The sequence below is a fragment of the Caviibacterium pharyngocola genome, from assembly GCF_002795405.1.
Lineage (GTDB): Bacteria > Pseudomonadota > Gammaproteobacteria > Enterobacterales > Pasteurellaceae > Caviibacterium > Caviibacterium pharyngocola.
Genome location: NZ_PHGZ01000003.1, coordinates 137,273 through 156,753, shown reverse-complemented (window position 1 = coordinate 156,753; position 19,481 = coordinate 137,273). Strand labels below are relative to the sequence as shown.

The 19,481-nt window shown below is 40.9% G+C and carries 20 protein-coding genes and 1 pseudogene; 6 read left to right on the top strand and 15 right to left on the bottom strand.

What is annotated here, in order from left to right; translation table 11 throughout:
* Nucleotides 1–16: 16 nt before the first annotated feature.
* Together pheS and CVP04_RS01150 are read right to left on the bottom strand one after the other, a co-directional pair.
* Nucleotides 17–1,006 (bottom strand): phenylalanine--tRNA ligase subunit alpha, encoded by a 990-nt coding sequence (pheS, locus tag CVP04_RS01155; protein WP_100295683.1) that lies wholly within the window; start codon nt 1,004–1,006, stop codon nt 17–19.
* A 117-nt stretch (nt 1,007–1,123) separates the two neighbouring features.
* A complete protein-coding gene (locus CVP04_RS01150) occupies nt 1,124–1,777 on the bottom strand; it encodes a TIGR01621 family pseudouridine synthase (RefSeq protein WP_100295682.1) in 654 nt (217 codons plus the stop codon).
* Between the two features lie 33 nt (nt 1,778–1,810).
* Between CVP04_RS01150 and cls the strand changes: the two genes are divergently transcribed.
* Complete coding sequence (gene cls / locus CVP04_RS01145) at nt 1,811–3,274, top strand: cardiolipin synthase (RefSeq protein WP_100295681.1); 1,464 nt, start codon at nt 1,811–1,813, stop codon at nt 3,272–3,274.
* Nucleotides 3,275–3,288: 14 nt separating this feature from the next.
* Nucleotides 3,289–3,945 carry a histidine phosphatase family protein gene (locus CVP04_RS01140; protein WP_100295680.1) on the top strand — a complete coding sequence of 219 codons (657 nt, stop codon included), beginning with the start codon at nt 3,289–3,291 and terminating at the stop codon, nt 3,943–3,945.
* Between the two features lie 44 nt (nt 3,946–3,989).
* Here the strand turns inward: CVP04_RS01140 and folC are convergent, their stop codons facing one another.
* From folC to truA, 3 genes are all read right to left on the bottom strand, one after another.
* On the bottom strand, nt 3,990–5,330 hold the full coding sequence (folC, locus tag CVP04_RS01135) for a bifunctional tetrahydrofolate synthase/dihydrofolate synthase (protein ID WP_100295679.1): 1,341 nt from the start codon (nt 5,328–5,330) through the stop codon (nt 3,990–3,992).
* Nucleotides 5,323–6,222, bottom strand: a complete 900-nt coding sequence (accD, locus tag CVP04_RS01130) for an acetyl-CoA carboxylase, carboxyltransferase subunit beta (protein ID WP_100295678.1) — start codon at nt 6,220–6,222, stop codon at nt 5,323–5,325. The genes folC and accD overlap by 8 nt, the downstream gene beginning before the upstream one ends.
* A gap of 93 nt (nt 6,223–6,315) precedes the next feature.
* Entirely contained in the window at nt 6,316–7,101 is a 786-nt protein-coding gene (gene truA / locus CVP04_RS01125; protein WP_100295677.1) for a tRNA pseudouridine(38-40) synthase TruA, read from the bottom strand.
* Between the two features lie 128 nt (nt 7,102–7,229).
* Between truA and CVP04_RS01120 the strand changes: the two are divergent.
* Nucleotides 7,230–8,038 (top strand): annotated as a pseudogene (locus tag CVP04_RS01120) (patatin-like phospholipase family protein).
* A gap of 34 nt (nt 8,039–8,072) precedes the next feature.
* On the opposite strand, the gene CVP04_RS01115 reads toward CVP04_RS01120, so the two are convergent.
* The 4 genes from CVP04_RS01115 to CVP04_RS01100 all read right to left on the bottom strand — a co-directional run bounded on the left by CVP04_RS01115 (nt 8,073) and on the right by CVP04_RS01100 (nt 10,637).
* Entirely contained in the window at nt 8,073–8,546 is a 474-nt protein-coding gene (locus tag CVP04_RS01115; RefSeq protein WP_100295676.1) for a redoxin family protein, read from the bottom strand.
* Between the two features lie 20 nt (nt 8,547–8,566).
* Nucleotides 8,567–9,217: a cytochrome c biogenesis protein CcdA gene (locus CVP04_RS01110; RefSeq protein ID WP_100295675.1), complete on the bottom strand. Its 651-nt coding sequence runs from the start codon at nt 9,215–9,217 to the stop codon at nt 8,567–8,569.
* Entirely contained in the window at nt 9,218–10,210 is a 993-nt protein-coding gene (msrB, locus tag CVP04_RS01105) for a peptide-methionine (R)-S-oxide reductase MsrB (protein WP_100295723.1), read from the bottom strand.
* 160 nt (nt 10,211–10,370) lie between these two features.
* Entirely contained in the window at nt 10,371–10,637 is a 267-nt protein-coding gene (locus CVP04_RS01100) for a hypothetical protein (protein WP_100295674.1), read from the bottom strand.
* Nucleotides 10,638–10,762: 125 nt separating this feature from the next.
* Between CVP04_RS01100 and CVP04_RS01095 the strand changes: the two genes are divergently transcribed.
* Both CVP04_RS01095 and CVP04_RS12340 read left to right on the top strand, forming a co-directional pair.
* Entirely contained in the window at nt 10,763–11,329 is a 567-nt protein-coding gene (locus CVP04_RS01095) for a sigma-70 family RNA polymerase sigma factor (protein WP_100295722.1), read from the top strand.
* 1 nt (nt 11,330) lies between these two features.
* Complete coding sequence (locus CVP04_RS12340; RefSeq protein WP_100295673.1) at nt 11,331–11,498, top strand: zf-HC2 domain-containing protein; 168 nt, start codon at nt 11,331–11,333, stop codon at nt 11,496–11,498.
* Nucleotides 11,499–11,943: 445 nt separating this feature from the next.
* Here the strand turns inward: CVP04_RS12340 and CVP04_RS12185 are convergent, their stop codons facing one another.
* From CVP04_RS12185 to rplY, 3 genes are all read right to left on the bottom strand, one after another.
* Nucleotides 11,944–12,081 carry a hypothetical protein gene (locus CVP04_RS12185; RefSeq protein WP_165772753.1) on the bottom strand — a complete coding sequence of 46 codons (138 nt, stop codon included), beginning with the start codon at nt 12,079–12,081 and terminating at the stop codon, nt 11,944–11,946.
* A 57-nt stretch (nt 12,082–12,138) separates the two neighbouring features.
* A complete protein-coding gene (locus CVP04_RS01085) occupies nt 12,139–12,375 on the bottom strand; it encodes a hypothetical protein (RefSeq protein WP_207761601.1) in 237 nt (78 codons plus the stop codon).
* Nucleotides 12,376–12,688: 313 nt separating this feature from the next.
* Nucleotides 12,689–12,976: a 50S ribosomal protein L25 gene (rplY, locus tag CVP04_RS01080; protein WP_100295672.1), complete on the bottom strand. Its 288-nt coding sequence runs from the start codon at nt 12,974–12,976 to the stop codon at nt 12,689–12,691.
* A gap of 298 nt (nt 12,977–13,274) precedes the next feature.
* On the opposite strand from rplY, the gene CVP04_RS01075 reads away from it, so the two are divergent.
* Nucleotides 13,275–13,874 carry a DedA family protein gene (locus CVP04_RS01075; protein ID WP_100295671.1) on the top strand — a complete coding sequence of 200 codons (600 nt, stop codon included), beginning with the start codon at nt 13,275–13,277 and terminating at the stop codon, nt 13,872–13,874.
* 133 nt (nt 13,875–14,007) lie between these two features.
* Here the strand turns inward: CVP04_RS01075 and CVP04_RS01070 are convergent, their stop codons facing one another.
* From CVP04_RS01070 to glgC, 3 genes are all read right to left on the bottom strand, one after another.
* On the bottom strand, nt 14,008–16,491 hold the full coding sequence (locus CVP04_RS01070) for a glycogen/starch/alpha-glucan phosphorylase (RefSeq protein WP_100295670.1): 2,484 nt from the start codon (nt 16,489–16,491) through the stop codon (nt 14,008–14,010).
* Between the two features lie 157 nt (nt 16,492–16,648).
* Nucleotides 16,649–18,088, bottom strand: coding sequence for a glycogen synthase GlgA (gene glgA, locus CVP04_RS01065; RefSeq protein ID WP_100295669.1), 1,440 nt, complete (start codon nt 18,086–18,088; stop codon nt 16,649–16,651).
* A gap of 76 nt (nt 18,089–18,164) precedes the next feature.
* Nucleotides 18,165–19,472: a glucose-1-phosphate adenylyltransferase gene (gene glgC / locus CVP04_RS01060; RefSeq protein WP_100295668.1), complete on the bottom strand. Its 1,308-nt coding sequence runs from the start codon at nt 19,470–19,472 to the stop codon at nt 18,165–18,167.
* Nucleotides 19,473–19,481 lie beyond the last annotated feature (9 nt).

Here is a 19,481-nt window from a genome sequence, read left to right as displayed (position 1 = left end):
TAAAAATGGTTGAATCTTATTTAAATTGTTTCAAGAAGCGTAAGTCATTCTCAAAAAACGAACGTAAATCCGTGACGTTGTAGCGTAACATTGTTAAACGCTCTACGCCCATACCGACGGCGAAACCGCTGTATTCTTCCGGATCAATGCCCACATTGCGTAATACGTTCGGGTGAACCATACCGCAGCCCAACACTTCCAACCATTTGCCGTTTTTCCCCATTACATCCACTTCGGCGGATGGTTCGGTAAACGGGAAATAAGACGGACGGAAACGCACTTGTAAATCTTCTTCGAAGAATGCGCGTAAAAAGTCGTGTAATAAGCCTTTTAATTCGGTGAAATTGGCTTTTTTATCCACATAAAGCAATTCGATTTGGTGGAACATCGGCGTATGGGTTTGATCGTAATCGTTACGATAAACACGACCCGGCGCCATAATACGAATCGGCGGGCGCATTTTTTCCATTGTCCGAATTTGAACGCCGGAGGTTTGCGTTCTTAATAAACGTTGTGCGTCAAACCAGAAAGTATCGTGATCAGCACGCGCAGGATGATGCGCCGGAATGTTTAAGGCATCGAAGTTGTAATAATCGGTTTCCACTTCCGGGCCGATTTCCACGGTAAAACCTAAATTAGAGAAGAATTTCACCACGCGTGCAATGGTGATGGAAACAGGATGCAAACCGCCCAATTCGGTTTTACGTCCGGGCAAACTGACATCGATGCTTTCTTTCGCTAATTGCGCGTTTAGAGCTTCTTGTTCCCATTCGGCTTTTTTCGCGTTTAAAATATCCAATACTGCTTGTTTGGCTTCGTTAATTTTCGCGCCGATAAGCGGACGTTCTTCCGCCGCCACGTCGCGTAAACCTTGCATTAATTGGGTGAAGTGCCCTTTTTTACCGAAATACTCGACGCGAACGGCATCCAGTGCTTCAAGGCTTTTATCGTGCAATTCAGCGATCGCCTTTTTCGCCTGTTCCGTAATTTCTGTTAGGTTTTGCATACCTGTCCTCTGTTGATTTCTGAAAATTCAATTCGTTCTTAAAAAATGTCATCAATAATAATACTAACTAGTTAAAAAATCACGTTTTTATTATAAAGTTTATTAAATATTATAGATTTATACGGATAAAATCCCCTGTATTACGGAATTTCGTTGAAAAAACTCACCGCACTTCGGCATTACGCGTAAAGAAATCGGTTCGTTTTGATATTGAAAGGTTAATTGATAAGCGTGCAAATAAGTGCGGTCGGATTTTTCCGCGTTTCCGCCGTATAATTCGTCGCCCAAAATCGGGCTGCCTAAATTTTTCATTGCAACGCGCAACTGATGCGTTTTGCCCGTTTGCGGTTTCAATACGAACAGACGCAAATTCGGTTCGCAACTGACGGAATGAAAACGCGTAATCGCCGGATTTTGTTTCGTCGGACACAATTTCCACGCACCGCGCCGTGCTTTTTCCATATCGCCGACAATCAAGCCTTGTTTCTTTTTCGGCTTGTGAACGGAAAGCGCGAGATAGGTCTTTTGAATCGAATGTTGCGCGAAAAGTTGCGATAAATAAGCGGCGGCATTTTCATTCAATGCTAAAATTAATAGCCCTGATGTGACCTTATCCAAGCGGTGAACCAGCCAAACTTGTGGTAAACTAAGTCGGTCGGCGACGAGCGTGGTTAAACCGATGTCTTGATCATCTTTATGTACGCTCATTCCGCAAGGTTTATCGATGACAATAAAATCCTTGTGGCGATAAACGATATCAATAGGTTGCATAGTCGGAACGTCTTTAAGTGCGGTTAAAAATCAATGAGTTTTACGATTGAACAAATTATAGCATACATTATTCCGGTCATTATTTGGATCTTGACCATTTCGATTACAATGCGGTTGATTGTCAAAAAACAATCGGTTTCCGCCACGTTATCTTGGTTGATGGTGATTTATTTAGTCCCGATTGTGGGAATTATCGCCTATTTGATTTTCGGCGAAATCAAATTAGGATCGCACCGTGCAGCGCGTTTTCGTGCCTTGCAGCCGAAATTCCTTCGCTGGTTCGAAGATTTTTCCCAATGCGATCATCTTATCAATACGCACAATACTCTACTTTATCGCCCGCTGTTCGATTTAGCCCAAAAGCGTTTACATATTCCTTGCATATTAGGCAATGAGTTGCATATTTTAGACACGCCGGAAAGCATTATCGCCGGTATCGTGAAAGATATTCAAGCCGCGCGCCGTTCCGTCAATATGGTGTTTTATATTTGGGCGAACGGCGGATTGGTTGATCAGGTGCAACAAGCGCTGATCGACGCACGTCGGCGCGGCGTCGAGGTAAATATTTTGCTGGACAGCGTCGGCAGCCGCCCGTTTTTCAAAAGCGCAAATTATCGCGAAATGACACAACAAGGCATTGCGATTACGGAAACTTTGCACGTTAATCTGCTGCGAATGTTTTTTAGCCGCATTGATTTACGTCAGCACCGAAAAATTATTGTGATCGATAATCAAATCGCTTATACGGGCAGTATGAATATGGTCGATCCGCAATATTTCAAACAAGACAGCCACGTCGGAAAATGGGTGGATATTATGGTGCGTATCGACGGGCCGGTTTCTTCCGTATTGAACGGTTTACACGCGTGGGATTGGGAAATCGAAACCAATCAAGCGCTACCGCTGCAACAGCCCGACTGCCCTTTGTTGCCGATCGAAACCAATAATTCTCACGCGGTACAAATTTTAGCGACCGGACCGGGGTTTCCCGACGATTTAATGGCACAATCGCTTTCACTGGCGATTTTTTCCGCGCGTAAAAGTATCACTATCACCTCGCCTTATTTCGTGCCGAGCCACAATATCGCCGAAGCCTTACGCCTTGCGGCGCTGCGCGGTGTCGAAGTCACTTTGATTCTGCCGAAGAAAAACGATTCCCTAATGGTCGGTTGGGCAAGTCGCACCTTTTTCGACGATTTACTCGCCGCCGGTGTGAAAATTTATAAATTCGAGAAAGGTTTGCTGCACACCAAAAGCGTTTTGGTGGATAATCGTTTGGCGTTGGTTGGCACGGTGAATATGGATATGCGCAGCTTTTTGCTGAATTTTGAAGTGACAATGGTGGTGGAAGATTTAGCGTTCGCCAATGAAATTACCCTATTACAAGAAAATTATTTAAACGGTTCGACACAATTAGACTATAAAACTTGGATCAAGCGTCCGGTTTATCATCGCGTCATCGAACGCTTATTCTTTTTGTTCAGTCCGTTACTATAAATGAGGAAAACAGGATGAAAAAACAACTCACTTTTTATTTAATTCGACACGGACGCACGCTGTGGAACGATCAACGTTTATTGCAAGGACGCGGTGATTCTCCCTTGTTGGAAGAAGGTATTCGCGGCGCGAAATTAACCGGCGAGGCATTAAAACATATCGATTTCACCGCCGCCTATTCCAGCGTATTGCAACGCACCATTGATACGGCAAAACATATTATCGGCACAAGAAACATTCCGCTGTTCCAACATTGCGGATTAAACGAACATTTTTTCGGCTCGTGGGAAGGAATGCTCGTCGATACCATTCGTCATACGCCGGAATTTCAACAAATGCTTAACGATCCTGCACGTTACACCGCAGAAATCAACGGCGGCGAAACATATGGCGAACTTGCCGAACGCGCGATGAACGCCATTCGCGATATTATCGCGGTTCATCATTCGGGTAATATTTTGATCGTTTCCCACGGTCATACATTACGCTTATTATTAGCGTTATTCGACGGTTCCACTTGGCAAAATCACCGCGAAAATCAACGTGTTCCGTCCTTATTAAATACGGCGATTAATGTCGTTCGTTATGAACAAAACGAAGGCGAAATCAACGGACGTTTTATATTAGATACCGTTAATTCGGCGGAACATTTGGCGCTTGAATCTAAGTAAAAATAAGCTCTAAAAAAAGTTCGGTTTTTTCACCGCACTTTTCCTCATTCTTCCGATAGCATTTCAAGAAATTCGCCGACCGTATGGAAGGAACCGAAAATTAAAATGCAATCTTGTTTCTTCGCTTGCGCAATCGCTGCTAACACGCCGTCTCGCACGCTATCTTGATTTTCCGTTTGAACGGCTTGGTGACAAGATTCGGCGACTTGGCGTAATTTAGCATTCAATTCGGCACCCGTTTGCCCGCGATAGCCGCCTAGCGTCACGCAATGCCAAGCATCTATCAGTGGCAATAATGGCGAAAGCACGCCTTCGGCATCTTTATCTTTCAAAATGCCGCACACAGCGTGGATTCTTCCTGCCGTTTCATCACGAAGTGCGGTGATTTTTTCCGCCAAATAACGCGCTGCTTGCGGATTATGTCCGACATCAATAATAATTTGCGGCAATTCCTCAACCGACTTGTGGCAACGCGCGGCTAATCGGGTTAATTTTTCCGTTTTAATCCGTTGAAAACGTCCGGTCAATTCCGCTTCTGTTAAGGATTGCACGATAATTTCATCGGAAATCGGAAAAGGTAAACAAGCAACTGCAGCAAGCGCGGTCGCCGCATTTGCCAACGGAATTTGCGGAATCGGTAAACTTTTCCACCGCACTTTTTCGTAATTAAACCAGCTCCAACTATCTTTTTGCGCGGAAAATTGCCAATCCTTATCACGACAAAAGACGCGACAATGTAGCTTTTTCGCGTGTTCTAACATTGAAACGGGCGCCGTCGGATCGCCGATAATCACAGGGCGTCCTTCGCGAAAAATGCCGGCTTTTTCAAAACCGATAGCTTCGCGCGTAGAACCTAAAAATTCCGTGTGATCAATATCAATACCGGTGATAATTGCCATATGGTTATCCACGATATTGGTGGCATCTAAACGTCCGCCGAGTCCGACCTCTAAAATCACTACGTCTAATTGCGCCTGTTTAAACAAATACAACGCCGCCAAGGTGCTATATTCAAAATAGGTCAAAGATTGTGTTTTTCGGCGTTCGATAAAATCAAACGCGTGACAATGTAACTCGTCATCAAGTTCTTGGTTTTGAATACGAACTCGTTCGTTATAACGAATCAAATGCGGTGAAGAATACACGCCGACGCGGTATCCTGCATTGATTAATAGGGTTTCCAGCAATTTGCAGGTCGTTCCCTTTCCGTTTGTGCCGCCTACCGTGATGATAAAAGAAGCAGGATGCAATAAATCCAATTCTTGCGCCACGGCTTTTATGCGATCTAAGCCTAAATCGATGGCTTTGAAATGACCGTTTTCTAAATAAGAAAGCCACTCCTCAAGCGAGGAAGTGGCTTGTAATTGAGTTGAGGAATTATTCATATTTCAATGTTTCTTCAACTAATTCCGCTTCAACAAAAGGTGAAGGTTTGTGGCAAAGTTTCGCAATTAAACTTGCTAAGGTATCACGCATATCGGCACGTTTTACAATCATATCGATAGCGCCTTTTTCCAATAAAAATTCGCTGCGTTGGAATCCTTCCGGTAATTTTTCGCGCACGGTTTGTTCGATCACGCGCGGGCCGGCAAAGCCGATAAGCGCTTTCGGTTCGGCGATATTAATGTCGCCGAGCATTGCGAAACTCGCCGATACACCGCCCAACGTCGGATCCGTTAACACGGAAATGAACGGTACGCCTTTTTCGCGCATTTTGGCTAATACCGCGCTAGTTTTCGCCATTTGCATTAATGAAATCAAAGCTTCTTGCATCCGCGCGCCGCCGCTTGCGGAGAAACAAACGAACGGGCAATTTTCTTCAATGGCTTTTTCTGCCGCTTTGACAAATTTTGCGCCGACCACAGATCCCATTGAACCGCCCATAAAGCTGAAATTAGACGCTGCAGTGACGACCGGCATTCCGTATAAGGTGCCGAATAAAGCAATCAATGCATCTTTTTCGCCGGTTTCTTTTTGTGCGGCGGAAAGGCGATCTTTATATTTTTTTAAATCTTTGAATTTTAAAACGTCTTTCGGTTCCAACTCTGCGGCGATTTCTTGTGCGCTGTCTTTATCCAATAACGCTAACAGGCGCACTCTGGCGTCAATACGCATATGATGTCCGCATTTCGGGCAGACTTCTAAATTGCGGGTTAATTCATCGCGATAAAGCACTTGTTCGCAAGACGTACATTTTGTCCACACACCTTCGGGAACATTCGCTTTACGCGAACCTGAGGAAGTGTTTTTACTAAAAATTCGATCAATCCAGCTCATTTTTAACCTTTTTTATCAACGGGAAAATTCCGAGTATTAGACCATAATTCGGCATAATATGCCAGCACTAAAGGTCTGACGTGCGTCGCCCGATTAATCTGCCAAAAACAGCGGGCCTAAATGATGAGACGGCAATGCGAAACGCTCCGGATAGATCACATCTACCAAGTATAATCCCTCCGGTTTTGCCGTCGGTGCCGCCAAAGTGCGGTCTTTTTTTGCCAATAACCACGCGATCCAATCCACCGGTTGATTGCCGTTTCCCACTTCCAGCAAACTGCCGACAATGTTACGCACCATATGATGCACAAAAGCATTCGCTTGAATATCGACGATAATGTAATTTCCTTGACGGCTGACATTTAAATGATGAACGTTGCGCCAAGGCGTATGCGATTGACACTGCGCCGCGCGAAAAGAAGAAAAATCGTTCTCCCCCAACAAAGCTTGCCCCGCTTGGTGCATTAATTCGTGATCCAAATCCAAATGATAATGCGTGATACCTTCCGATAAAATGGCGGAACGTAGTTTATTCGTGTAAAGGATATAACGGTAACGACGCGCCGTGGCGCTAAAACGTGCGTGAAAATCCGCGTCCACTTCTTTCACCCAAGTCACGGCAATATCATCCGGCAGATTGGCATTCACGCCAAAACTCCACGCTTTTTCCGGTCTAACCGCATTGGTTTCAAAATGAATCACTTGTCCGGTGGCGTGCACACCGGAATCCGTTCGTCCGGCACAGAAAATTTGACATTCTTCGTTCGCGACGCAAGAAATGGCTTTCTCTAATTCGGCTTGTACGCTCCTTACGCGCTCTTGGCGCTGCCAGCCAAAATAATTTTTTCCGTTATATTCTATTCCGAGTGCTATTTTCATTTCGCGTTCCTAATTGGTAAAATAACGCGTTATTATAGTGTAATTTTATGATTTATTGAATCGAACACCGATGATAAGCCTTATCGGAAGGAAGAAAGAATGAAAGTCGGCTTAGTAAAGGCGGTGCAATGCGCGGAATGTTCACCGCCGGCGTATTAGATGTATTTTTAGACGAACGACTTCCCGTTGACGGTATCGTCAGCGTTTCGGCGGGCACTTTATTCGGCGCGAATTTTCCGTCCGAACAGCGTGGACGAGCGATTCGTTATAACCTGAAATATTTGAACGATAAACGTTATCTCGGCTTGCGCAGCTGGCTGACGACCGGCACGTGAATAAAGATTTTGCCTTCTACACCATTCCGTTTAGCTTGGATCCTTTTGATAACGAAGCATTTAAAAATGCCGGTATCGATTTCTATGTAACATTAACGAATGTGGACAGCGGTCAAGCCGAATATGTGAAAATTACCGATGTTTTTGCGCAAATGGAAACCTTACGCGCTACTTCGGCAATGCCTTTCGTTTCAAAACCGGTGGAAATCAACGGACAAAAATATCTCGACAGCGGAATCGCCGACAGTATTCCGCTCGGTCAATGTCAAACCTTGGGCTATGATAAAATCATCGTTATTCTCACCCGCCCGTTGGATTATCGCAAAAAACCATCCGGCCATTTTTTGATTGATGCCTTTTATCGAAATAAACCTGCTTTGGCGAACAAATTGAAAAATCGTTATCTTGAATACAATCAACGAATTGAAGAAATTATCCGATTAAACGAACGACAAGAAATTTTCGTCATCCGCCCATCGAAAACATTGCCGATTCATCGTCTCGAAAAAGATCCGAATAAAATTCGAGCAATGTACGATTTAGGTATATCCGACGCAAAACAGGCTTTGGGTAAGTTAAGGGAATATTTATTAATAACATAAAATATCTGATAAGATTTTATCGGATATTAATTTATTATTTTATATAAGAGTTAATTTGCTCTACACCTAAATGGCCAGGAATAGTTTTAATTACATCTAAATTTTCATCTAAAATTAAACTTGAAGGATACCCTCTTATACCTGCAGTTTTTATAATTTCACCTTGTTCATCCAAAAGCACAGTAATATTTTTATATTCTAACCCGTTATACCATTCAATAAATTGTTCAGTCATTTTTTCCCCTTTATGCCCAGGAGATACAATAGTCACGACTTCAAATTTTTTGTTTTTGTCAATACTTAATTGCTCAATTTCATCCAAGCCAGCTAAACAAATCGGACACCAGGAAGCCCAAGCTTTAAGGTAAACTTTTTTTCCGTGATATTGATCGAGTGTTACAGTATCGTTATTCAGATCTTTAAGTTGAATTCCAGAAAGATTAATATTCTCTTTTGCAAAAGAAGTCATACTAAATAAAAGTATTATTGATATAAATAATTTTTTCATATCTGTTCTCCTATAAGATATTATATAAATAAATCAAATTTATTTGTCATTAATAAAAAACCCATAAAGATAATAAGAATCCCACCTATAATCTTAAATTTATTTAAGTGATTATTTAATTTTTTTGTTATTTTCAGAATATTCTCTGAAAGAAAGGAGAATAAAACAAAAGGTGTAGATAGACCTAATACATATACAAGCATCATTCCTGCACCATATAGTGCCGTCCCTTCATCTCCAGATAATGTTAACACCGTTGCTAGAATAGGTCCGATACAAGGCGTCCATCCAAGACTAAATGTTAATCCTAATACAAGAGATTGAATCGCCGAATTTCTATTATCCGTCTTGATTTCAATCAATTTTGTTCGCTCTAGCAACCCAATTTTAAAAATACCTAACTGTTGTACCCCCAATATAATAACAATAATACCGGCGATAATTCGAGTTGTATCATTAAATAATAGATTACCTAAGAGTCCAAAACTAAATCCTAAACTAATAAATGTTAATGATAATCCAAATATAAATAACAATGTATTTAAAGTTTTTTTACCATTTTTAGCTAAAATACTAAAATAAATTGGAATAATCGGAAAAATACAAGGCGATAAAAAAGACACTAAACCAGATAGAAAAACACTACTAACTAAGATATGTTGTTCAAACATTTATTTCCCTTCTACTAAATGAGTTAAATAACCATAATTTTCCTCTTCCATTTTATCTAACGGAATAAATTTAATTGAAGCACTATTAATACAATAACGTAAGCCACCTTTATCTTTTGGTCCATCTTCAAAAACGTGTCCTAAATGAGCTTTACCGCTACGGCTTAATACTTCTGTTCGAACCATATTAAAACTTGTATCATTACTATAATTCACGACTTCAGGGATTATCGGTTTGGTAAAACTCGGCCAGCCACAACCTGAGTCATATTTATCCGCAGAAGTAAACAATGGTTCGCCGGTCGTCACATCAACATAAATACCAGGCTGAAAATTATCCCAATATTCATTACTAAACGAATGTTCTGTATTTTTATTTTGTGTCACGCTATATTGTAGCGGTGTTAATTTCGCTTTTAATTCTGAGTCATCTGGTTTAGGGTAGTCGGCTGGATCAATAATAATTTGATCAGCCAAATTTAAATCAATATGACAATAACCATTAGGATTTTTCTTTAAATAATCTTGATGATATTCTTCCGCCGGAATATAGTTTTCTAATGATTGAACTTCTACTTGAATTTTTTCTTTATATTTTTCCTGTTGAAGCTTTATTGCTTGTAGAATAATATTTTTGTCGTGTTCATTTTGATAATAAATACCTGTGCGATACTGACGCCCACGATCATTACCTTGTTTATTAATGCTAGTAGGATCAATTATTCTAAAATAATATTTCAATAGCTTATCCAATGAAATTTTATTGGCATCATATACCACTTTCACTGTTTCTGCGTGATCTGTTTGTCCAATAATACGATAATTGGTCTGTGTAGTTTTACCATTAGCATACCCAGATTGTGCATCTTTGACACCATTTATTTTTTCCATATAGGCTTCGACACCCCAAAAACACCCACCTGCCAAATAAATTTCTTGTAGATTCTCTTGTGACTTATTCGTAATATTCATATTTTCTCCTCCTATAAACATATTATTTGCAACAGCAATATCTAGTGGATTAATCCCACCAAGTAGGCTCAAAATTAAAATTAATTTTCTATATTTCATATGATATCTCTTTTAGTTAAAAAATAACTATTATTTTTTTCTTAACGACAGCCATTTAAAGCTGTCGTTAACAAATCATAAGTTACATTTTATCCTTGCTTGTCTGCTCCATCATCATTCCTTTTTTCTTTTTCATCGGTTTGGAGTTCATATCATCCATTTTTTCCGCTTTCATATCAGATTTCATCATAGTACCTTTCTCCATATGTTCGTGTTTTATGCCGGAATCCATCATTTTCTTTTCGGACATATTTTCAACTTTCATTTCTGCCATTGCTACACTGGAAGTAAAAGTAGAAACTGCGACAGTAAGAAAAAATACTTTGAGTTTAGAATTTAAAGATTTCATTATGTTTTCCTTTTAGTTAAAATTAAATGTAAATTGCATTGTGTGAAAATACTCTTCACATTGTATTAGTCGTTGTAAGGCAAAAATTCTTACAAAATTTTTCACTTTTTTATACAAATCATAAAATGTCAAAAAATCAAATAAATTCTCTAGTTTCATCGGAACAACTTGCGGAAATCAGAGAACAAATGTTGAAGTTTGCACGTCTTCAATTACAAGATTCAGCTCAAGCAGAAGATATTGTGCAAGAAACTCTCTTGAGTGCGGTCAAAAATATTGATAAATTTAAACGTAAAGCTGCATTAAAAACGTGGTTTTTCGCAATTTTAAAAAATAAGCTTATTGATTTTCTTCGAAAGAAAGAACGATATATAGTAGAAAGTGAGCTGACATCTGAAGAGGATAATAATTTTTTTGATAGCCAAGGACATTGGAAAATGGAATATTCTCCTCTTGACTGGCAAGAAAATACTGTTTATTCAGATGAATTCTGGTTATTATTTGAAGCTTGTTTGACTAAATTACCAGCAAGACAAAGTCGAGTTTTTATGATGAGAGAATATTTAGATATATCTTCAGAAGAAATTTGTCGAACCATTGATATCAGCCGAGAAAATCTGCATACCCTACTATATAGAGCCAGATTACAACTGCAACAATGTCTATCAAAAATTTTAACAACCGGAGAATAAAATGAATTGTAAACAAGCAACCAAGCTTATTTCTGACTCAAAAGAGAGGAAACTAAATTTACAAGAAAAAGTCAGTCTCAAGACTCATTTAATAATCTGTCCATATTGTCGAAGTTTTCAGAAAAACTGCAACAAAATGACTCAATTAATGAAACAATTTACTGAATAAAAAACCGCACTTTAAAAGTGCGGTTTTTTATTCAGTAAATTTTAACGCTTACAAATTGCTAAAAACGCTACATCCAAATAGTCCGTAATACTTGCCACTGTATTAGCATTAATAACAAAAAAGTCAGAATAGTATGTTTTCGCCCTTTGTATGAGCCTCCTGTTGAACACGATATCGTAAAGGTCACGTTACCGGTGACCGAGCCGAAGGCTCAGCCTGAATGTACACTGCCGGAATAAAAATCCCCCCGCTTTTTACCCAATGCCGGAATGGACAAAAAAACTGCTTTAGACACAGTTTCAATTAAATGATGCAACATCCCTTGAGTTAACTTTAACTTATCCGCATTCGGTGCAAATTTTTGATAGACCAACGAAGTCGCACTTATCGCTTTCTCAATATTGTTTAGATATTGTGTTATACGTTCTGAAAATTGCCTTGTTTTTTATCGTGCACTATCAAAATTCACTTGAAACTGATGCGAGAAACGTTGTATTTGCTGTCCTAATTGTTCTAACGCTTGCTGAAATTTCACTTGCTCTAAGGTTAATTGAATATTTAACCTACCAAGTGAACCGGGCATAAATTCCTCCAGTAAAAAAGCCCGCAATAATGCGAGTCTCTCTTGATAATTTTGTTTTCAATTAATAATGACGTATTTTACACGGGCCTTCTCTTGCTCCGCCTTTTCTAACTCATCGTAATGCTTGTTGGATTGAATAACTATTCTTACTAAGCAAACGACGAAAATAAGCAAAAATGTGCTGAAAAATACGATGATATAGACAAAATCAACCGCAAATAACAAAAATAGCGTTCCCAATGCAATAAGCATCATAAAAAATAATTTTGTCCCAAATTGGATAAAATCACGCATATTCCATTCCTATATTTGTCACTATCTATACCTTGATTATATTGTCTAGCCATACACTACACAATCGCAATTAATCCGATGAAATGAACTGGTAACGCTCAAAATTGTTAGTCGCAAAATAATTTAAATCAAAACCCACTGATAAGTTATTTAGTCACAAAAAAACTCCTTTACTAAGGAGTAAGGGAGCTTTCTTGTCTATAAACACGCTCTGAAACCTATTTTTAACCCACTGATTTTTATGACTAGAAAATCGTAAAAAGCAGACTGAATTTCAGAATAAAAAACGCGTTAAATCAGCGTAAATACTGGATTAGATACGTTTGAAGTCAATGTGAACCAATTTCGGTTTGAACGGGTGACGTTGCATAGCTTGAACTTTCACCGCAACTTCTTTGCCGTCGATCACTAATGTGATAACGTCGGAATAGAATGCATCGTGCGCTTGTGCGTTGTTTAATTCATCGTGGTTTAAGATGATAGAAGCAGGCGCTTCGTTACCACCGTAAACGATAGCAGGAATTTGACCGTTATGACGCAGGCGGCGGCTCGCACCCTTACCTTGCGAAGAACGAACTTCAGCGTTAAATTTAAATGCCATTTTTATATTCTCTTGTATAAAAGTAAATGTAAAAAACCGCAGGCGACCCAGCGATTTCCCATAAATTATCCCAAAGACTAACTTTGAGACCGCGGATTATAATAAATTTGCACGATTAAATCAAATTAAATCACACGATTTTTGTTAACGATCGCGTTGTTTCAAGTGGCTTAAAGCGAAAAATAAATGTTAATTTAATCTGAGATTTATGTAATTTTTTATAGCTATTGCAAGGCGAAACAGGCTACAATACCAACGCAAACGAAATAACTATTTGAACGAATTATTGGATTTTAGGATGGAATTTTTAATTAATTTCTTTACGGATTACGGCTACTTTGCCGTTCTCTTTATTCTGATTATTTGTGGCTTCGGCGTACCGATTCCGGAAGATATTACCTTGGTTTCCGGCGGTGTGATTTCCGGTTTGGGTTATGCAAATCCGCATATTATGCTGGTTGTCAGTATGATCGGTGTGTTGCTCGGCGATAGCATAATGTATTGGTTAGGCAGAATTTACGGTGTAAAAATTTTGCGTTTTCGCCCGATCCGTAAAATCCTGACATTGAAACGCCTGAAAATGGTGCGGGAGAAATTCGATAAATATGGCAATCGCGTGCTATTTATCGCCCGTTTCTTACCCGGTTTACGCGCGCCGATTTATATGGTTTCCGGCATTACCCGTCGCGTCAGTTTCACCCGTTTCGTGTTATTGGATTTTTGTGCGGCGATTATTTCCGTGCCGGTTTGGGTTTATTTAGGGCATTTCGGCGCAAGTAATTTGGATTGGTTACACGCGCAAATTCAAAAAGGTCAAATCGTTATTTATATTTTAATTGCTGCGGTGGCGTTATTTTTACTTTGGAAATGGAAACGCAGCAAAATGCAGAAAAATTAATTTTATACGATAAAAAGTGCGGTCAAAAAATCTCAGAAATTTTGACCGCACTTTTTTATGCCTAAATACCTATTTGACTTGCATTTTCCGTTTTAGCAGTCAACAAAAAAGGTATCCGAAGATACCTTTTAATTTATCCGATTAAATTAGGATTATAATCTAATTTTAACGGTTCGATTTTCCAGATTTTATCCGCGTATTCGGCAATGGTTCGATCCGATGAGAAGAAGCTCATATTCACGATATTTTGCAATGCGCTATCAACCCAAGCAGATTGATCTTTGTATTTCTCATCCACTGCTTTTTGTGCTTCCACATAGCTGCGATAATCCGCGAAAGCTTGGTAATAATCGTGGTATCTTAACGAATTTAATAAGTCTTGATAACGATTCGGATCTTTCGGTGAGAAACGCCCTGCGGTGATTTGGTCAACCACGGTGCGCAACTGTTCATCCGATTGGTAAATATCAAACGGTTTGTAACCGTTACGACGTAACGCTTCGACTTGTTCCACGGTGTTACCGAAAATAAAGATATTGTCTTTGCCGACGTTATCTAAAATTTCAACGTTCGCACCGTCCAAAGTACCCAGTGTCAATGCGCCGTTTAAGGCGAATTTCATATTACTTGTACCTGAGGCTTCCGTTCCCGCTAAGGAAATTTGTTCGGAAATATCCGCTGCCGGAATAATAATTTGTGCAAGGCTAACGCTATAGTTCGGGATAAAGACCACTTTTAAACGGCCTTTCAAACGTTCGTCATTATTAATTACGTTCGCTACGTCGTTAATTAGGTTAATGGTTTGTTTCGCCGCGTAATATGCAGACGCCGCTTTACCGGCAAGAATAAACACGCGTGGTGTCCAATCTTTTTCCGGATGTTCGATCATTTCGTTATAACGCGTAATGATGTGTAACACATTCAAAATTTGACGTTTATATTCGTGAATACGTTTCACTTGTACGTCGAATAATGCGTTCGGATCAAGCTCGATGCCTGATTCTTTTTTCACATACTCCGCTAAACGTACTTTATTCGCACGTTTGATTTGCGGAATCGCTTGTTTTAATTCCGGATCTTGAATATGCGCTTTTAATTCGGTTAAACGACTTAAATCACGACGCCATTCTGCACCGATATATTTATCGAATAAGGCGGATAAATCAGGGTTCGCCACAGCAATCCAGCGACGCGGTGTGATACCGTTCGTGACGTTAGTAAAGCGTTCCGGATAAATGCGTGCGAAATCGGCGAATGTCGATGTCACCATTAAATCGGAATGAATGGCGGCAACACCGTTGATTTTGTGCGAACCGACGACGGATAACCAACCCATACGCACTTTGCGGAAATCGCCTTCTTCGATTAACGACACGCGGCGGATAAATTCTGCATCGGTGGTGACATAAGTGCGGACGTATTCTAAGAAATAATCGTTGATTTCAAAGATAATTTGTAAATGACGCGGTAAAATTTTCGCCATCATTTCCACCGGCCAAGTTTCCAAGGCTTCGGACATTAGGGTGTGACAAGTGTAAGAGAAAATGCGACGACACATATCCCAAGCGGTTTGCCACGCGTAGCCTTCTTGATCCACCAAGATAAACATTAATTCCGGAATCGCAAGCGCAGGATGGGTATCGTTCAAGTGAATCGCCACTTTATCCGCAAGGTTTGCCACCGTACCGTGCGTGCGTTTATGACGTTTGATAATATCTTGTAACGACGCGGAAACTAAGAAATATTCTTGACGTAAACGTAATTCGCGTCCCGCCCAAGTGGAATCGTCCGGATAAAGTACGCGAGATACGTTTTCGGATGAAGAACGGTTTTCGATCGCGCGGAAGTAATCGCCTTTATTAAAATCGGCAAGATTGAAACGATCGCCGGCGTGTGCACTCCACAAACGTAATGTTGCAGCTGAATTATTCGCATAACCCGGGATCATTTGGTCATAGGCAAGTGCGGTGATTTCTTCCGCATTTTCCCACACGCATTTTTTTCCTTCAAAATAAATATGTCCGCCGAAACGAATATTGAAACGTTTGGACGGGCGCATAAATTCCCAAGGCGCACCTTTTTCCAACCACGCATCCGGTTTTTCCACTTGATGTCCGTCTTCAATATGTTGTTGGAACATACCGTATTCATAACGAATACCGTAGCCCATTCCCGGAATACCTAAAGTTGCGATAGAATCCATAAAACACGCGGCTAAACGACCTAAACCGCCGTTTCCTAAGCCCGGATCCACTTCTTTTTCTAAAATCTCTTCCAAATCGACGTTTAATTCGGATAACGCGTCTTTGGCTAAACCGTACACGCCTTCGGCAATTAATGCGTTGGAAAGCGTGCGACCCATTAAGAATTCCATTGATAAGTAATACACGCGACGGGTTTCTTCGCCTCTCGATTGAGATGCCGTTGAAATCCAGCCTTCCGTGACTAAATCTTTAACCGCGTATAAGGTTGCGTTTAACCAATCGCGTTGACTTGCTTCCTGAGGTGAACGTCCGATTAAAAAAATTAACTTATATACAATCGCTTTTTTGAGCGATTCCGTCGTATGCTCCGGTTGGTTATAAGTAAATGGAAAATCAATGTTATCGATTACCATAATGTGTTTTGCTCCTAGTTATGATTAAATCGGCGTATTTTTATCCATTCGGAGTAAAAATACAACACTTAATTGTGAATAATTGACTATTATATAAATAAATGGAGAAAAAAGCTGATTTGTTTCAGCTCCTTTCTCCAAAAATACCTAAAACAAGTTATTCAGCCCAAATGTGATGATATAAATCACGATAACGCGCAGCGGAAATTTGCCAACTGAAATCTTGTTCCATTGCAACGGTTCTGACGCTAAACCATAAACGTTGTTTTTGCCATAAAGCAAACGCATTATGAATCGCGCCGCATAATGCTTCACGGGTTGCATCGTTGAAAACGAAACCGGTCGCAATACGCGCTTTAATGTTTTCCGATGTGCTGTTAACAACGGTATCCGCCAATCCGCCGGTGGCGCGAACCAACGGTAACGTACCGTATTTCAATCCGTATAACTGAGTCAAACCGCAAGGCTCGAAACGGCTAGGCACTAAAATGACATCGCCGCCGGCGATAATTAAATGCGACAAGGCTTCGTCATAGCCGATTTTAATACCGATATTTTCAGGATAACGCAGTGCCAAGGTTTTTAACGCGCCTTCCAAGTGCGGTGCGCCTGAGCCGAGAATTGCCAACTGCCCGCCCTGCTCGACGATTTGTTCTACGCTGTCAATAAGCAAATCCACGCCTTTTTGTTCGGTTAGGCGCGTTACCATTACGAACAACAAAGCATCCGGATTTTGCGGTAAATTGAAATATTCTTGCAATTTCTCTTTATTTTTGCGTTTTCCGGTCATCGCTTTCAATTTGTAATGATCGTCGATATAGGTGTCATTATTCGGATGCCAAATTTGATCATCCACGCCGTTTAAAATGCCGAATAATTTCCCTTCATTTTGCAATGTGCTAAGCAATCCTTGCAATCCGTAGGCAAATTCCGGCGTGGTGATTTCTTTTGCATAAGTCGGGCTGACGGCGGTTACGGCGTCGGAATAATATAATCCGGCTTTTAGGTAAGAAATTTGACCGTGTAATTCTAGCCCGTTAACGTGGAACATTCCTTCCGGTAGCCCGATTTCAAACAGGTGATGATAGGAAAACTGTCCTTGATACGCCAAATTATGAATGGTAAAAACGGATTTTGCCGGACGACCTTTGTTAAACAAATAAGCGCTGGTTAAACCGGCGTGCCAATCGTGCGCGTGAACCGTTTCTGCGCGCCACCAAGAATCCAATCCCGTTGCGAGCTCCGCACCGACCCATCCCAACAAAGCAAAGCGTTTGTAGTTGTCCGCGTAGTCATTATACCATTGATCGTGATACGGATTGCCTTCGCGCGCATATAAGTGCGGTGCGTCGATTAAATAAACGCCGACGCCTTTATATTCGCCGTAGCGTAACACAACGTGTCCGGCAAAATTATCGAATTCCGTCACAACCGCCGTTTCGCCGATACCCGCCGCAATCGCCGGATATGCGGGCAATAAAATCCGCGCGTCGATTCCGATTTCTTTTTGTGCGAACGGCAATGCGCCCATTACGTCCGCCAATCCGCCGGTTTTTAATAATGGATATAATTCGGAACAAATGTGCAATACTCTCATTTCGTCTTTTTTCCTTTATCGTCTAAAAATAAGGGAAAATGCGGCAAAAAATCACCGCACTTTCCGCTTAATATTATTAATCCAAATACTCTTCGGAGGCGACTTCTTCACCGTTGAGCTTTTTCAACATACTTGATGTGACCAAAACAATGCCGCCGCTACTTACACGGAAACGTTGGCTGTCCAATTCCAAATTCACACCGATTTCCATTCCGTCCGGAATCACGACGTGGCGATCGATAATACAACGTTTTAAGGTACAGTTTTTACCGACGGTCACTTGCGGCAAGACCACGCAATGATCGATCACGGAACCTTCGCTGACCTTGACTTGATCGAATAATACGGAATAGCTGATCGACGCGTCCGTAATAACGCAACCGCCGGAAATCAATGAATTATCCACCGGTTTGATATTGGTGTTTTTATAGAAGAATTTGGACGGATAGGTTTGAACCGGATTACCGCGAATCGGCCAATTTTTATCATAAATATCTAATTGCGGATTTTCGGAAACTAGGTCGATATTGGATTGCCAGAAGCTATCTAAGGTTCCCACATCGCGCCAGTAGATTTCGCCTTCCGTGTTGCGTCCCATACAAGAACGACTGAACGGATGGGCAAATAATACGCCTTCTTCCAACGCTTTAGGTAAAATATCTTTACCGAAATCGTGCGAGGTGTAAGGCGTTAACACTTCACGTTCCAACACGTCATACAAATATTGCGCGTCAAACACATAGATACCCATTGAAGCAAGGGAGGTGTTCGGCTTGCCGACCATTGCCGGCGGATCTTTCGGTTTTTCCACGAAGGATTTCACTTTCAGATTTTCATTCACCGCCATTACGCCGAATTCGGACGCTTTTTCACGTTCCACTTCAATACAGCCGACGGTACATTTTGCACCGCTGGAAACGTGATCCAACAACATTTGGCTATAATCTTGCTTATAAATGTGGTCGCCCGCTAAAATGAGGATATATTTCGGGCAATAGTGATCGCGAATAATCGCCATATTTTGATACACCGCATCCGCCGTTCCGCGATACCAAGTCGCATCGTCGATTTGTTGACGCGCCGGCAACATATCGATAAATTCGCCGCGTTCTTGCGGTAAGAACGACCAACCGGTTTGTAAATGACGGAGCAAGGAATGCGCCGCATATTGAGTTACCACGCCGATACGGTTCAAACCGGAGTTAATACAATTCGACAACGCAAAGTCGATAATTCGACGATTACCCCCGAAATAAAGCGCCGGTTTCGCCCGTTTATCGGTCAATTCGTAAAGTCGTGAGCCTCGACCTCCGGCGAGAATAAGAACTAAGGTTTCTTTAACAAGATCATATTTATTAGGTAATTTAGAAATGCTACTGTTCATAGTATTGCC

Excerpts from the sequence above, each read along its gene's own strand:
- accD (WP_100295678.1), bottom strand. The coding sequence starts at position 6,222 with ATGAGCTGGATTGATCGAATTTTTAGTAAAAACACTTCCTCAGGTTCG.
- CVP04_RS01110 (WP_100295675.1), bottom strand. The coding sequence starts at position 9,217 with ATGTTTGAACAACATATCTTAGTTAGTAGTGTTTTTCTATCTGGTTTA.
- CVP04_RS01115 (WP_100295676.1), bottom strand. The coding sequence starts at position 8,546 with ATGAAAAAATTATTTATATCAATAATACTTTTATTTAGTATGACTTCT.
- CVP04_RS01085 (WP_207761601.1), bottom strand. The coding sequence starts at position 12,375 with ATGCGTGATTTTATCCAATTTGGGACAAAATTATTTTTTATGATGCTT.
- glgA (WP_100295669.1), bottom strand. The coding sequence starts at position 18,088 with ATGAGAGTATTGCACATTTGTTCCGAATTATATCCATTATTAAAAACC.
- folC (WP_100295679.1), bottom strand. The coding sequence starts at position 5,330 with ATGAATAATTCCTCAACTCAATTACAAGCCACTTCCTCGCTTGAGGAG.
- cls (WP_100295681.1), top strand. The coding sequence starts at position 1,811 with ATGAGTTTTACGATTGAACAAATTATAGCATACATTATTCCGGTCATT.
- CVP04_RS01150 (WP_100295682.1), bottom strand. The coding sequence starts at position 1,777 with ATGCAACCTATTGATATCGTTTATCGCCACAAGGATTTTATTGTCATC.
- CVP04_RS01140 (WP_100295680.1), top strand. The coding sequence starts at position 3,289 with ATGAAAAAACAACTCACTTTTTATTTAATTCGACACGGACGCACGCTG.
- truA (WP_100295677.1), bottom strand. The coding sequence starts at position 7,101 with ATGAAAATAGCACTCGGAATAGAATATAACGGAAAAAATTATTTTGGC.
- CVP04_RS01095 (WP_100295722.1), top strand. The coding sequence starts at position 10,763 with ATGTCAAAAAATCAAATAAATTCTCTAGTTTCATCGGAACAACTTGCG.
- pheS (WP_100295683.1), bottom strand. The coding sequence starts at position 1,006 with ATGCAAAACCTAACAGAAATTACGGAACAGGCGAAAAAGGCGATCGCT.
- CVP04_RS01100 (WP_100295674.1), bottom strand. The coding sequence starts at position 10,637 with ATGAAATCTTTAAATTCTAAACTCAAAGTATTTTTTCTTACTGTCGCA.
- msrB (WP_100295723.1), bottom strand. The coding sequence starts at position 10,210 with ATGTTTATAGGAGGAGAAAATATGAATATTACGAATAAGTCACAAGAG.
- CVP04_RS12185 (WP_165772753.1), bottom strand. The coding sequence starts at position 12,081 with ATGCCCGGTTCACTTGGTAGGTTAAATATTCAATTAACCTTAGAGCAA.
- glgC (WP_100295668.1), bottom strand. The coding sequence starts at position 19,472 with ATGAACAGTAGCATTTCTAAATTACCTAATAAATATGATCTTGTTAAA.
- CVP04_RS01075 (WP_100295671.1), top strand. The coding sequence starts at position 13,275 with ATGGAATTTTTAATTAATTTCTTTACGGATTACGGCTACTTTGCCGTT.
- CVP04_RS12340 (WP_100295673.1), top strand. The coding sequence starts at position 11,331 with ATGAATTGTAAACAAGCAACCAAGCTTATTTCTGACTCAAAAGAGAGG.
- rplY (WP_100295672.1), bottom strand. The coding sequence starts at position 12,976 with ATGGCATTTAAATTTAACGCTGAAGTTCGTTCTTCGCAAGGTAAGGGT.
- CVP04_RS01070 (WP_100295670.1), bottom strand. The coding sequence starts at position 16,491 with ATGGTAATCGATAACATTGATTTTCCATTTACTTATAACCAACCGGAG.